Source organism: Nonomuraea sp. NPDC050786, assembly GCF_040654115.1.
GTDB lineage: Bacteria > Actinomycetota > Actinomycetes > Streptosporangiales > Streptosporangiaceae > Nonomuraea.
Genome location: NZ_JBFAHJ010000002.1, coordinates 182,231 through 195,828 on the forward strand (window position 1 = coordinate 182,231; position 13,598 = coordinate 195,828).

The window sequence follows — 13,598 nt, forward strand, 5'->3', positions numbered from 1 at the left end:
CAGGTGAGGGTAGCGGAAGCGAGCCTACTTGGCGGCCTCGGTAATCGCCTGACGCAGTTCTTGCGGGCTGAAGAGTGCGGAATTGTCGATTTCCGAGCCGTTCAGTTTCACCGTCGGCGTATGGGTGATCTTCTGCGCGTCGACGATCTTCTTGCTGAACGAGAGCTGCGCCTCCGCGTTCTTCTCCGAGGTGACGCACTGGTCGAAGCCCGGCGCGCTCACCCCGGCCTCCTTGCCCCAGTTCTTCAGCTGGTCGGGCGTGAAGCCCGCCTCGGTCTCGGAGGGCTGGTTCTGGTAGAGCAGGTCGTGGAAGGCCATCCACTGCTTGCCGTCCGCGATGCACCGGGCGGCGCTGCCCGCGCGCACGGAGTTGGACTTGGTGGGCTCCTGCGAGAAGATCGTGATCGGGTGGTAGACGACCTTGGCCTTGCCTTCCGCGGCGAGGTTCTTGAACGTCTGGCCGCTGACCCGTTCGAGCTCCTTGCAGGCCGGGCACTGGAAGTCCTCATAGATGTCGACCACGGGCGAGGCGACGCCCTGCTTGGCCATCACGACCGACCCGTCGGCCTGCACGGTGATCGGCGCGAGGGCGGCCGCCGCCTCCTCCGAGCGCGAGTTGCTGGCCGCGTACCACCAACCGAGCCCGACCGCCGCCACGGCGACCGCGCCGGCGGTCACGTAAGTGGCGATCCGCTTGCGCTGGTCACGGGCGCGCGCGGCCGCCTGCTGCTGCTTGATCTTCTCGCGCGCCGTCTTGGCGCTGGTGCGCTCAGCCTTGTTCATCGTCGTACTCCCCCTCATTACGATTGTCGCCCCCCAGGCCCAGCGCTCCGTCGAGGGCGTAGCGGCCTGGCGCGAAACGCGTGATCCAGCCGGCGAGCAGCACGAGCCCGAAGTCACGCAGGATGTCGAGCAGATATGCCGGCTCCTGTCCCACTCCCAGCTGGCCGCCACCGCCGAAGCAGCCGCAGTCGATCCGCAGGCCGTGCGCCCAGGCCCAGGCGATGCCGAACACGAACGCGAACATGAGCAGCCCGCCGATCACCGCGGCCACCCTCGTCAGCAATCCGACGATCAGCAGCAGGCCGACGACGATCTCCAGGATCGGCAGGGCGTAGCCCACCGTGACGGCGATCGACTCGGGCAGCAGCTGGTACGCCTTGACCGCCACGACCGAGTCGGCCGGGTTGCCGATCTTGAGCGCGCCCGCCGCGATCAGCACCCCGCCCAGGACCAGCCGGGCGACGGTCGTCACCCAGGGTATCGCTGAAAAGGCGCTGCGTGACGATAGTGACGCGTCCACAGGTCATCTCCTCTTTCTCTGTGCCGGGTTGAGCCGTCGTGGGCCGGGATGGGCACAGTACCGGGATCCCATATGACCATGCGGCAGATAAGCACCGACTAAGCACGGACTTCTTGCCGGTATTACTCAGCCAAGTTAATATTTACTCATGCCAGTAACAGTGACGGGCTCCGCCAGGCGCGCGCAGATCGTGGACGCGACCATCGCGACGATCGCGGAGCTCGGCTACCACCAGGCGTCCTTCGCGCGGATCGCCGAGCGCGCCGGGCTCAGCAGCACGCGCCTGATCTCGTACCACTTCGACAGCAAGGACGAGCTGATCGGCCAGGTCGTCGGCACGATCTTCGGAAAGCTGTCGGCGTTCATGAGCGAGCGGGTGAGCGCTCAGCGCACGCCCGGCGCGGCGCTGGAGACCTACATCCGCTCGCTGGTGGAGTACATCAGCGAGCACCGCGCGGAGATGCGCGTGGCCACGGAGATCTTCCTCAACTTCCACCCGGAGGGCGGCTCGTCGGCGCGGGCGGCGGCCACCGACCTGTCGGTGCTCTCCCACGTCGAACGGCTGCTGGCTTGGGGGCAGGAGACCGGCGAGTTCGGCGCGTTCAACGTACGGGTGACCGCGATGGCGATCCAGCGCGCGCTCGACGGGCTGCCGTTCCTGCTGGAGGCCGACCCGGACGCCGACCTGCCCGAGTACGCCGACGAGCTGGCCGGGCTGTTCGCCCGCGCCGTCAGGGCATGAGCCCCCGGCTCAGGGGCCTGCTCACCATCGCGGTGGACATCGCGCTCCCCATCGGCCTCTATTACGTGCTGCGCGCCTTAGGCACCGGCTACCACACCGCGCTGCTGATCAGCTCGCTCATCCCGGGTATGAGCGTCGTGTCCGACCTCGTACGCCGCCGCAGGCCCGACCGCCTGGGCATGTTCATGACGGCCATGATGCTGACCAGCGCCCTGGTCTCCCTCCTCGTCCATGACACGCGGTTCCTGCTGGCCAAGGACGGCTGGTTCATGGCGGTGGCCGGCGTGTGGTTCCTGGCCGGCGCGCGGGGCGAACGGCCGCCGGCGTTCGTGTTCACCCGTTTCCTGCTGGAGGGCCGGGTCGGCCCCAACCGCGAGTCGTGGGACGTGCTGTGGGAGCGGCTGCCGGCCTTTCGCCGGATCTGGCGGGTGGTCACGGTCATCTACGGCACGGGCCTGCTGGTGGACGCAGTGGTGCGGGTCGTCATGGCCTACACGCTGCCGGTGGACGTCGTCCCGGGGCTCAGCGGCGTGCAGTACGGCGTCTGGCTGGCGCTGATGCAGGTCGTCATCAACGTCTACCTGGTGCCCACCGGCCTCTACAACCGGTACTCCAAGCTCTACGCCGGGCTAGGAGCCGATCTCAGCCGCACCTGAACCTGGCCTCACCCCAATCCGCGTGGTCGTTGCCGTTGCCGTCGCCGCCGTCACCGGCCACGAGGTCCACGAACCGGGCGCCGGACACGTCGGCGCTCAGCTCGTACGCCGCGTCGGCGGCCCTCAGCACGGGACTGCGCGCCTTCTCCACACCGTCGGCCACCACGCTGAACTGCACGGACCCCCGCGTGGCCTGCACATCGTCAACCCCGACGAACGCCGTGAAGCCCGTACACGCGCCCCTCAGGTAGAAACGCACTTTGGCGGGCGCATGCGTGCCGAGCCCCTTGGCGAACGTCCGCCCGCCGATGACGATCGGCCCGCCGTCGGCCGCGCCGGTGTCACCGTTGGACCGGTCGCGCTCGACCGGCCCCCAGCCGTTGTCGGCGGCGGCCCACTGCAGGTCGCTCGCGTAGGCGTCCCCCGTCGGCGGCGGGGGCAGCGTGCGCACGGTGGCCGAGGCGGTGAGCCGCTTGGCCGCTCCCCCGGCGCTGTACGTCGCGGTGGCGGTCAGCTGGTAGGCGCCGTACGCGGCGTCGGCGGGCGGCGTGACCTGCCAGGTGGTGGCCAGCTTCCCGCCGGGCTCGACCGTGCCGGTCCCGTCGCCGCTGACCGCCCACCCGTCCGGCACGCCCAGCGCCACCCGGACGTCGCCGGCCGCCACGTCCTCGAGGTTGGTGAACGTGGTGACCACCTCGTTGGCCGCCCCCTGCTCGAAAAGGGCGGCGGGCGTCACGTCCAGGGTCCCGCAGGCCGGGGCCTCCTGCGCCGGGCCGAGGTCGGTCACGGAGAAGTCGTCGAGGATGAAGTCCGCCCCGGCCTGCTCGGGCTTGAGCGAGCGCAGCCCGACCCACACGTCGCCGCACCCGCCTGTCACGCGCTCGGTGAAGGTGGTGGTGGCGCGCCGCTCGGGGATCGGCGTGCGCCGCGTCTCGACGCCGGAGCCGCCCTTGTCGTAGCCGGTCACCCACGCGTAGGTGTCCGCCTGCGCGTTCTGGTAGCGGAACGACACCTCGTACGCGCGCCCCGCCTCGAACCGCGCCGTCCACGGCAGCGTGCGGTAGATCAGCCCCTGCCGCTCCTCGTGCGCCTTCAGCGACCAGTTCCCCTCCAGCACGTCGTCGACCGTCTTGCCGTTCCACCCGGCCTGCGTGTACGGCTCGTGCCGCTCCGACAGGTGCGTGCGCGCGTCGAACGAACCGCCCGCGTCGCCCTTCACGAACGGCCCCCAGCCGGGCTCGGCCGACTCGAACGTCTCCACCGCTCCCTCCGGCTCCCGCCGGAACAGCCGCACGTCGTCCACCCGCACGTCCCCGTCGTCGGCGGCGGCCGTGATCCGCAGCGTGGCCGACTCGCCCGGCGCCGTGAACGTCACCTTGGCCCGCTGGAAGAAGGTGTCGTGCTTCTCGTCGGAGGCGATGTAGTTCCTGGCCGTGGAGCGGCTGACGGTCACCGAGCGTCCGGCCACCTCCAGCGTGGTCTCGCGGGTCCGGCCCGGCTGGACCTCGACGAACGCGGAGGCGGTGTACGTACGGCCCGGCTCCAGGCCCCTCAGCCGCTGCTCGAGCCGCGCCCGCACCCCGCCGCCGAGCAGCGCCACCCGCTGGCCCAGGTCGTTCTTCTGGACGCTCACCGGGCCGGTGACGGTCCACCCGGCGAGCCGGTCACCGTTGAAGCCCGGGTCACGCACGCCGCCGCCCTGCCCCCAGCCCGGGTCGGCCTGTGCGGGCGCCCTGCCGGGGTAGAGCACGTACGGCACGCCCGCCTCCGCGCGTAACGTGATCCTGCCGTCGACCGGCGTGACCGTGCCCGTCTTGACGCGCCCCTGGTCGGTGAGCCGGTAGACGGTCATCGGCCGGTCGGCGTCCCAGGTGGTCTCCCCTCCGGCCGGGTTGTAGTGGTAGTACCTGTTCTGCCACGGCAGCAGGTACGTGGACCCGTCGAGCACCTTGTGCCCGCCCGCGAACAGCTCGCGCCTCCCGTTCCGGTACGTGCCGCGCACGCCGCCGGTGAAGACGATCTCGTCCGCGTTCCAGTCCATGATCTTGTAGTGCTGCAGGTACTTGACCGGCAGGTTGTGCTCCCAGATGTTGCGGTAGAACGCGGTGAAGTCGTTCTTCGCCTGCCAGCCCTCGAACTCGACGATGCGGGCGTTGCCGAGGATCGGGTGGGCGTTCCAGACGTCTTTCTCGTCGTTGCGGATGAACCGGATGATCTGCGAGTTCAGCCCCTTGTTGGTGACTCCGCCGTAGTTGAGGTCGTTGGCCCAGTGCGACCACAGCGACGCGCGTTCCAGCTTGTCCGACCACTCGGTGGTCACCTGCCAGCCCTGCCTGCGCAGCTCGGCCAGCGTGCGGTCGGCGACCCAGCCGTACGGCCGGAAGACGTCCACGTACAGGAGCGCGAGGTTCCTGTCGGTCTCCGCGCGCAGCCGCGCGAGCCGCCGGGCGAGGGTGCCCCTGGTCAGGTCGCCGCGCTGGTCGATCAGGTACGCCTGGTCGAGCCAGTTCCAGCCCTTGGCTTCCTTGTTGACGAGCTGCTCGCTGAAGCTCCTGGCCTCGGGGTAGGACTCGGTGGCGTTGACGTGCACGCCGAACGTGGCGTTCCAGCCCTTCCCGGCCTTCAGCAGCGTGTTGAGGTCCTTCAGGCCCCCGGCGCGCCGGTTGTAGTTGCCGCCGTAGTCGGGGTGGGCCGAGTCGTGGCCCTCCGACTGGTAGCCCTTGAGCAGCGCGAGCTGGCCGAGGCCGTCGGTGGCCAGCGAGATGCGCTTGACGTCGTCGAGCGTGCGCAGGAACGGGTGCGTGGCCTGGCTGGAGAAGTTGAACGGGATGTGCGTGACCACGCGCTCCCTGGTCTGCTCGGCGCCGGGCGGCTTGACCGCGATGTCCCTGAACGCCACCGCGCCGTCCTGCCAGTCGAGCGTCCCGTCGCCGTTGGCGTCCGGGGTGACCACGACCTTGGCCCAGGGCGGCTCCTCGGTGAACGGCGAGCCGTCCGCGCGGTGCGTCCACTGCCCGCTCCACACGCCCACCGTGACCGTGCCGCCGGCGTCCTTCCTGGCCTGGTGCCAGAGCCTGGCCGCGTCCTTGTCGGTGACGCCGGAGGGGCGGTCGTAGGTGGAGTTCGTCTCGACCGCCGCGGCCAGCCGGTCGGTGTTCACGATCGCGTACGTCGCCCCGACCGGACCGGCGTCGGGCGCGGTGTCCGCCGTGACGTGGGCGAAGACGTCGGCGGTGCGGGTGGAGTCGGGGTCCAGCCGGGTGAACGCGGTCGCCGCGCCCGGCTGCGCGCTCGACACCGACACCAGGTCGTGGCCCGGCAGGTCGATCGTGTTGATGCGGAACGCCTCGGTGTCGGTCACCGAGTCGATCCTGAACGCCGTCACCCGGCCCTTGACCCCGATGCTCGCGTCCAAGGCGACGCCGTCGAGCCCGGGGAAGGCCAGCCGGTAGCGCGCGGTCGCGCCGTCGTTCCCGGTCAGCGTCGCGGTGGCGCTCCGCGCCTGGCCGTTGAGCACGACGGCGGGCACGCCCGTGCTGCCGCCGAGGAAGGCCCCGCCGGCCCGGTCGACGTACCGCAGGACGCGCGGGAAGCCGGGGTCCAGCTCCACGGTGAGCGCGGGCGACGAGACGGTGATCGGGTTCGCCACGTCCGCGGGCCTCGGCGGCGCGTTCTGCGCGGTGCGGCTGGGCGGGGGCGCGCCGGTCGGAGGAGGCTCCGGGGACGACAGCTCGTACGTGGGCGCGGTGGTGGGGGTGGGGGTCGGGTCGGCGGACGCCGGGGCGGCCGTCACCCCGGCGAGAAGGGGGGCCGTCAATGCGAGGGCTGCCGCGAAGACGACGGGACTGGGACGCATAGGTGTCCTTTCGGGTCATGCGTCACATCGCTCGGGGACCCGATCATCACCCGTGCCGGACCGCACGCCAAGGACTTAAGCGCCAGAACCTTTCACTAATCCCGAAATTTCGTCATACGGGCAGTAAATATCCCCCCATGCCCTACCGGCGTACGGCCTTGGCCATGTCGCCGGCCAGCTGGCCGATGGAGGCCCGGCCCGCGGCCTCGTCGGGCGCGTCGAGGATGCGCCGGATGAACGCCGACCCCACGATCACCCCGTCGGCGTAGGCCGCCACCTCGGCCGCCTGCGCTCCCGTGCCGACTCCGAGGCCCACGCACACCGGCAGATCCGTGTGCGGGCGGGTCCGCTGGACCAGACCCTCGGCGGCGGAGTTGACCGACTCCCTGGCGCCGGTGACGCCCATCAGCGAGGCCGCGTACACGAAGCCCGTGCAGCAGTCGACGACGGCCTTGATGCGCTGCTCCGTGGAGCTCGGCGCCACCAGGAACACCGTGTCGATGCCGGCGCCCGCCGAGGCGGCCCGCCACGGCTCCGACTCCTCCGGCGTCAGGTCGGGCGTGATCGTGCCCACGCCGCCGGCGTTGGCCAGGTCGCGGGCGAAGCGCTCGGCGCCGTACTTGTCGATCGGGTTCCAGTACGTCATGACGAGCGTGGCGGCGCCGGTGGCGGCCACGCCCTCGACCGTGCGCAGCACGTCGGCGATGCGCGTGCCGTTGGTCAGCGACCTGTGCACCGCGTCCTGGATCGTCGGCCCGTCCATGAGCGGGTCGGAGTAGGGCAGGCCGATCTCGATGACGTCGCAGCCGGCCTCCACCAGGGCCGCGGCGGCGGCGACGTCGCCGCCCTTGGAGGGGAAGCCCGCGGGCAGGTAGCCGACGAGCGCGGCCCGGTTGTCCGCCTTCGCCTTGGCGAAAACCGTCTGAAGAGTCGTCATGTCTGTCCGTTCCGAAGGTCGAGTCTCACCATGATGCCCTGCCCTGTCCCCTTACCCCTGCCGGGAAGGACGCACGGCGGGCGGCCCGGCGCAGGCCGTCGCGGTCTAGAGGTTGAAGTACTTCATGGCCGTGCCCATGTCCTTGTCGCCGCGCCCCGAGAGGTTGACCAGGATGGTCGCCTCGGGGCCGAGCTCGCGGCCGAGCTCCAGGGCGCCCGCCAGGGCATGGGAGGACTCGATGGCCGGGATGATGCCCTCGGTCCTGGCCAGCAGCGAGAAGGCGGCCATCGCCTCGTCGTCGGTGACGCCGTGGTAGGTGGCGCGGCCGGAGTCCTTCAACCAGGCGTGCTCCGGGCCGACGCCCGGGTAGTCGAGGCCGGCCGAGATCGAGTGGGACTCGATGGTCTGGCCCTCGTCGTCCTGCAGCACGTAGGTGCGCGAGCCGTGCAGCACGCCGACCGAGCCGGAGGTGAGCGTCAGCGCGTGCTCGCCGGTCTCCAGGCCGCGCCCGGCGGCCTCGTAGCCGTGCAGTTGGACGCCCTCGTCGCCGATGAAGGCGTGGAAGATGCCGATGGCGTTGCTGCCGCCGCCGACCGCCGCGCACACCGCGTCGGGCAGCCCGCCGGTCAGCTCCAGCATCTGGCGGCGGGCCTCGACGCCGATGATGCGGGCGAAGTCGCGCACGATCTCGGGGAACGGGTGGGGCCCCGCCACCGTGCCGAACAGGTAGTGGGTGGTGTCGACGTTGGTCACCCAGTCGCGGAACGCCTCGTTGATGGCGTCCTTCAGCGTCTGGGAGCCGTTGGTCACCGGCACGACCTTCGCGCCGAGCAGCTTCATCCTGGCGACGTTGAGCGCCTGGCGCTCGCAGTCGACCGCGCCCATGTAGATCACGCACTCGAGGCCGAGCAGGGCGGCCGCGGTGGCGGTGGCCACGCCGTGCTGGCCCGCGCCGGTCTCGGCGATCACGCGCTTCTTGCCCAGCCGCTTGGTCAGCAGGGCCTGGCCCAGCACGTTGTTGATCTTGTGGGCGCCGGTGTGGGTGAGGTCCTCGCGCTTGAGGACGATCCGCGCGCCGCCGGCCTGCTCGCTGAAGCGCGGCACGTCGGTCAGCGTGGTCGGCCGCCCCGCGTACGTGCGCAGCAGGTGGTCGAACTCGCGGATGAACTGCGCGTCGTTCTTGGCCTTCTCGTAGACCGCGGCCACCTCGTCGAGCGCCGGGATGAGCGCCTCGGGCACGAACCGGCCGCCGAAGATGCCGAACTTGCCGTGCACGTCGGGGTCGTCACCGTGCGCGCCGTTGCCCGCCAGGTCGGCGGGGGTCAGGATGGAGCCTTCGTGTGCCACTGCTATCCCTCTGCTGAGTGGTCGGGGCGCGTCGATGGATGGGCGCCGGCGGTCACCAGCGCCTCCACCGCCTTGCGCGGATCCTTGCCGGTGACCAGGCTCTCTCCCACCAGGACGGCGTCGGCGCCGGCCCTGGCGTAGGCGAGCAGGTCGTGCGGGCCGCGCACGCCCGACTCGGCGATCTTGATCACGTTGTCGGGGATCTTCGGCGCCAGCTTCGTGAAGACCTCACGGTCGACCTCGAGAGTCTTCAGATTGCGCGCGTTGATCCCGATGACCCGGGCGCCGGCCGCGACCGCCCGCTCGAGCTCCTCCTCGGTGTGCACCTCGACCAGCGGGGTGAGCCCGATCGACTCGGCCCGCTCGATCAGCGACACCAGCGCCTCCTGCTCCAGGCAGACGACCATCAGCAGCGCCAGGTCGGCGCCGTGGGCCCTGGCCTCCCAGAGCTGGTAGGAGGTGAGGATGAAGTCTTTACGCAGGATCGGGATGTCGACCCGGGCGCGGACCGCCGCCAGGTCGTCGAGGCTGCCGCCGAACTTGCGCCGCTCGGTCAGCACGCTGATGACGTGAGCGCCGCCCTCTTCGTAGTCGGCCGCCAGCGCCGCGGGGTCGGCGATCGCGGCGAGCGCGCCCTTGGACGGGCTGGACCGCTTCACCTCGGCGATCACCGAGATCCTGTCACCGCCGAGCGCGGCCATCGCGTCCCTGGGGGCCTGAGCCCGCTCGGCCAGCCGCTTGAGCTCGTCCAGGGAGACGGCCTGCTGACGGGCGGCCAGGTCGGCGCGCACCCCGTCGAGGATGTCGTCGAGGACACTCGGCCCTTCCGTCCGCTCACTCACGCGATTGGGGTCCCTCCGGTCGACAGTGGGGGCGGCGGAGAGTTCGCGTCGCGTCCGCTCTCTGCCTTGTCCTGCGATGGTATCGGCCCGCGTGGGGTCACCTCACCACAGGCCCCCGAAGTAGGCGGGACCTAGGGAGCGAGGAACGCCCCGAAAGGCAGGTTTCGGACGACCCAGTAGACCATGACGAGGGCGATGAAGGCCCACAGCCACGCCGGATGGGCCAGCGTGGTGCGTCTCGGCCGGCCCTGCCAGGCGCGCACGACCCATCTGCCCCACCAGAACAGCAGGAACGGGATCGTGGCCATCGCGAGAGGGTTCATCCCGAGTGCGGTGACGGGGTCGAGGTGGGCCAGCGCGTGGATGGTGCGCAGCGTGCCGCAGCCCGGGCAGTAGAGGCCGGTGAGCCAGAGGAACGGGCAGGTCGGGTAGTGGCCGGGCTGGTTGGGGTCCACCACGCCCACGAACGCGAACACGACGCCCGTCGCGCCCGCAACACCGAGCGGCGCGAGCAGCCCTTTGAGGCGGGCGGTGCCGCGCCGCTCGGTGGTTGCGATGCTCATGGTTTCAGTATCCGCCTTTCGCCGGCAGTGCTTTCGCGCGGCTTAGCTGGAGTACGAGGCGTTCAAGGTCGCGGCGATCAGCACGAAGTACAAGATGACGGCGATGACGACCAGGACGCCCCAGATGATGCCGAAGATCAGGCCGCGCTTCCACCAGGTCTTGGCCTCCTCGGAAGACTCCATGGCGCCCTGGTAATCGCCGACCGCCCACTTCGAGTTGACCTGCGACGACTTGACCAGCGCCACGATGCCCAGCGGCAGACAGCAGAAGATGGTGATGAGGAGCGCCGGGACGAAATGGTTGTCCGGCGGGTTCCCGCCCGGAGGCTGCTGACCGTAGCCGCCGCCGTAGCCACCGCTCGGCGGCTGCTGGCCATAGCCACCCCCGCTTGGAGGCTGCTGACCGTAATCACCACCGTAGCCACCGCCGCTGGGCGGCTGCTGACCATAGCCGCCACCGCCGCTCGGCGGCTGCTGGCCGTAACCGCCACTGCTGGGGGGCTGCTGGCCGTAGCCACCGCCGCCCGGAGGCTGCTGGCCGTAACCACCGCCGCTCGGGGGCTGCTGCCCGTAGCCGCCGCCCGGCGGCTGGCCGCCGTAACCGCCGTCGCCCTGGTTGCCGTAACTCATGCTAATGACCCCTCATATCGTCATCTTTGTGGTGAGTCGCGCGGCAGCCTAGCGAGGATGGGCCTCCTACGTGGCAAAACGTCCATTTTACGGACAATTCGTAATCGGACCGCAAGCGGCTCGTCACGGTCCGGCTACGCAGGAGACTCCGTTACGGGACGTGTCACTAGTTGTACGAGGACGACGTGGCGGCGGCGCTGAGTCCGATGAGGGACAGCAGCATGCCGCCGAAGATGATCCAGCCCAGGACCCAGAGCACGACGGTGATGTACGAGGTGACCAGACCGCCGACGGCCATGCCGGAGCCCTCCTCGCCGGACTTCTTGATCCGGTTGAGCGCGATGTGGCCGAGGATCACGCCCGGGATGCTGGTCAGGCCGCAGAAGATGAGGCCGACGATGCCCAGGACGAGCGAGGCCACCGCCATGCCGTTGGTCGACCTGGCCTGCTGGGGCGGCGGGCCGTACTGGCTGTAGCCCTGCTGGCCGTAGCCCTGCTGCGCGTAGCCGCCGTAGCTCGGGGGCTGCTGGCCGTAGCCGAGGTCCTGCGGGTAGCTGGGCGGCTGCTCGCCGTAGCCGCCCTGGCCGTAACCGCCGCCGCTCGGGGGCTGCTGGCCGTACCCGCCGCCACCGCTCGGGGGCTGCTGGCCGTACCCGCCGCCACCGCTGGGCGGCTGCTGACTGTAGCCGCCGCCACCGTAGCTGGGCGGCTGCTGGCCGTAACCGCCGCCTCCGCTCGGAGGCTGCTGGCCATAGCCCCCGCCCCCGGCGGGAGGCTGCTGACCGTAACCGCCGCCGGGCGGCTGCGCGCCGCCGTAGCCGCCGCTACCGCCCTGATCCCCGTAGCTCATGCGTTTGGCTCCTCATAGTGTTCGTGGCGAGTTGCAACGGCAGCTTATTGAGGAAACGTTTGCCAAGCAGACACAGGTTCAAAAGAGTAAAGAAATCGTCATAGCGCGTGAGGCCCCGCACGCCGGGCCATCCGGGCTCGCCAGTGCCCCGCGGGATCCACCCGGGCGGGGAGTCAGCGGGGGTCAGTGGGGTCGTCGCCGCGGTCGAGCGCGTCCCAGAGCGCCCGGTCGTCCTGGGTCCGGGCTCGGGCCTTGCCCGCGGTCCTGTCGTAGCGTGCCGACATCCCCGCCCACGTGCCGCCGCGTACGACGGCGACAACCCCGCCGACGATCATCAGGGCCGCGCCGACGGCGGTGACGGCCGGCCAGAGCGGCGCGATCTCCCAGGGCAACCCGGCGGCGCCATGCAGCACGTTGCGTTCGCGCAGCCAGACATCCACGGTGTCGCCGCTCAGCGCGCTCCACGTCCCGGCCGCCGCGCCCGCCCCGCACAGGGCGATCAGCGCGCCGACGACGCGCCGCCCCGCGCCCTTGGTGGCCAGCACGGCCACGATCCCGGCCAGCCCGGCCAGCGCCACGGGCGTCAGCACGGGGCTGAGGTCCCCGCCTGTGGGCGTGCCCGCGCCTCCGGCGTGCTCCAGGAGCCGCACCCAGTCGCGGCCCGCGGCGAACAGCACGAGCACGCACCCCAGGGCGGTCGCCCCGACCCAGCCCCACAGCTCTCTGTACCCCATCCGGACCTGCTAACCGAGCGCGATCTCGAGCTGGTCGGCGTCGAAGCACGTGCGGTCCCCGGTGTGGCACGCGCCGCCGACCTGGTCGACCTTGAGGAGGACGGCGTCGCCGTCGCAGTCGAGCGCCACGGACTTGACGTGCTGGACGTTGCCGGAGGTGCCGCCCTTCACCCAGTACTCGGCGCGGCTGCGGGACCAGTAGGTGGCCCTGCCGGTGGTCAGCGTCCGATGCAGTGCCTCGTCGTCCATCCAGGCCAGCATGAGCACCTCACCGGTGTCGTACTGCTGGACGATCGCGGCGACGAGGCCGTCGGGGTTGCGCTTCAACCGCGCGGCCACCTTGGGATCGAGGGACATGCCTCCATTCAACCAGCCCACCCCCTACGCCCCGACCACCACCGCACCCCGTCCCGCCCACCAGGCCCTCCGCCCTGCGGCCACATCTCACCCGATTGGCGCGGGCGGGCGTCCCGCTGCACGGCCGACCGGGGTTTGAGCTGATGGCGGGCAGCGGCTGGTGACGGCGGCGCGCATCCGGCAGGAGTGGAGCGGCGGCCGTCCCCCAAGGCGTTGTGGCAATGCTCGGCCCCGAAAGCACGCTCGGATGGCACGTCACCGGCACCCGGCAGCACCGCTTGCGCGCCGTGCACGTGACGCCGTGCACGTGACGCCGGACATCGCCGCACCCTGCTGGGGCGCTCTGAGCCGCGCGGGACGGTGCAGCAGCCCCGCTGACCGTGCGCACTGCGCGGTGTCAGGCCAGGGCCTGGGAGAGGGTGTCATAGATGGGGAACAGCGCCGCCAGGTTCGTACGGCGGAGCCGTCGCAGCACCTGCCCGTCCGGCGCCACCAGGGCCATCGTGCCGTTGCGTTCGCGCAGCGTGGCCAGCAGGCGCACCAGCACCCCGAGGCCCGTCGTGTCGATGAAGGTCAGCCCCGTCAGATCGACCACGAGCCGCGGCCTGGGCGCCGAGGCCGCCTCGTCGAGGCACTGCCGGACCTGCGACACGTTGTCCACGTCCACCTCGCCCGTCAGGCTGACCACCACGAGGTCGCCGTGTTGACGTCGCGTCATCCGCAGGAAATCCACGCCCGTGCTCCTCATGACTTCTCCCGCCCGCCGAAAAGGTACACCTAT

The 13,598-nt window shown here is 70.9% G+C and carries 14 protein-coding genes; 2 read left to right on the forward strand and 12 right to left on the reverse strand.

Annotation, left to right across the window (positions count from 1 at the left end):
* Positions 1-24: 24 nt before the first annotated feature.
* Both AB0H84_RS05200 and AB0H84_RS05205 read right to left on the reverse strand, forming a co-directional pair.
* Positions 25-783 (reverse strand): thioredoxin domain-containing protein, encoded by a 759-nt coding sequence (locus AB0H84_RS05200; RefSeq protein ID WP_357598375.1) that lies wholly within the window; start codon positions 781-783, stop codon positions 25-27.
* Entirely contained in the window at positions 770-1,255 is a 486-nt protein-coding gene (locus AB0H84_RS05205) for a MauE/DoxX family redox-associated membrane protein (RefSeq protein ID WP_357598378.1), read from the reverse strand. The genes AB0H84_RS05200 and AB0H84_RS05205 overlap by 14 nt, the downstream gene beginning before the upstream one ends.
* 196 nt (positions 1,256-1,451) lie before the next feature.
* On the opposite strand from AB0H84_RS05205, the gene AB0H84_RS05210 reads away from it, so the two are divergent.
* Positions 1,452-2,045 (forward strand): TetR/AcrR family transcriptional regulator, encoded by a 594-nt coding sequence (locus tag AB0H84_RS05210; RefSeq protein WP_357598381.1) that lies wholly within the window; start codon positions 1,452-1,454, stop codon positions 2,043-2,045.
* Positions 2,042-2,701 carry a VC0807 family protein gene (locus AB0H84_RS05215; RefSeq protein ID WP_357598384.1) on the forward strand — a complete coding sequence of 220 codons (660 nt, stop codon included), beginning with the start codon at positions 2,042-2,044 and terminating at the stop codon, positions 2,699-2,701. Before AB0H84_RS05210 ends, AB0H84_RS05215 begins: the two co-directional genes overlap by 4 nt.
* Here AB0H84_RS05215 and AB0H84_RS05220 read toward each other — a convergent pair.
* The 10 genes from AB0H84_RS05220 to AB0H84_RS05265 form a co-directional block, all read right to left on the reverse strand.
* Positions 2,688-6,557 carry an endo-alpha-N-acetylgalactosaminidase family protein gene (locus tag AB0H84_RS05220; RefSeq protein WP_357598385.1) on the reverse strand — a complete coding sequence of 1,290 codons (3,870 nt, stop codon included), beginning with the start codon at positions 6,555-6,557 and terminating at the stop codon, positions 2,688-2,690. The genes AB0H84_RS05215 and AB0H84_RS05220 overlap by 14 nt on opposite strands.
* 142 nt (positions 6,558-6,699) lie before the next feature.
* Entirely contained in the window at positions 6,700-7,494 is a 795-nt protein-coding gene (gene trpA, locus AB0H84_RS05225; RefSeq protein WP_357598387.1) for a tryptophan synthase subunit alpha, read from the reverse strand.
* Positions 7,495-7,599: 105 nt separating this feature from the next.
* Positions 7,600-8,805, reverse strand: coding sequence for a tryptophan synthase subunit beta (gene trpB, locus AB0H84_RS05230; protein WP_357599639.1), 1,206 nt, complete (start codon positions 8,803-8,805; stop codon positions 7,600-7,602).
* A 38-nt stretch (positions 8,806-8,843) separates the two neighbouring features.
* Entirely contained in the window at positions 8,844-9,683 is an 840-nt protein-coding gene (gene trpC / locus AB0H84_RS05235; RefSeq protein WP_357598390.1) for an indole-3-glycerol phosphate synthase TrpC, read from the reverse strand.
* Positions 9,684-9,814: 131 nt separating this feature from the next.
* Complete coding sequence (locus AB0H84_RS05240) at positions 9,815-10,246, reverse strand: DUF2752 domain-containing protein (RefSeq protein ID WP_357598392.1); 432 nt, start codon at positions 10,244-10,246, stop codon at positions 9,815-9,817.
* 42 nt (positions 10,247-10,288) lie between these two features.
* On the reverse strand, positions 10,289-10,876 hold the full coding sequence (locus tag AB0H84_RS05245; RefSeq protein ID WP_357598395.1) for a CD225/dispanin family protein: 588 nt from the start codon (positions 10,874-10,876) through the stop codon (positions 10,289-10,291).
* Between the two features lie 166 nt (positions 10,877-11,042).
* A complete protein-coding gene (locus AB0H84_RS05250; protein ID WP_357598398.1) occupies positions 11,043-11,726 on the reverse strand; it encodes a DUF4190 domain-containing protein in 684 nt (227 codons plus the stop codon).
* A 173-nt stretch (positions 11,727-11,899) separates the two neighbouring features.
* Positions 11,900-12,460 (reverse strand): Trp biosynthesis-associated membrane protein, encoded by a 561-nt coding sequence (locus AB0H84_RS05255; RefSeq protein ID WP_357598401.1) that lies wholly within the window; start codon positions 12,458-12,460, stop codon positions 11,900-11,902.
* Positions 12,461-12,469: 9 nt separating this feature from the next.
* Positions 12,470-12,817, reverse strand: a complete 348-nt coding sequence (gene hisI / locus AB0H84_RS05260; RefSeq protein WP_357598404.1) for a phosphoribosyl-AMP cyclohydrolase — start codon at positions 12,815-12,817, stop codon at positions 12,470-12,472.
* A 397-nt stretch (positions 12,818-13,214) separates the two neighbouring features.
* A complete protein-coding gene (locus AB0H84_RS05265) occupies positions 13,215-13,535 on the reverse strand; it encodes an STAS domain-containing protein (protein ID WP_357598407.1) in 321 nt (106 codons plus the stop codon).
* Positions 13,536-13,598 lie beyond the last annotated feature (63 nt).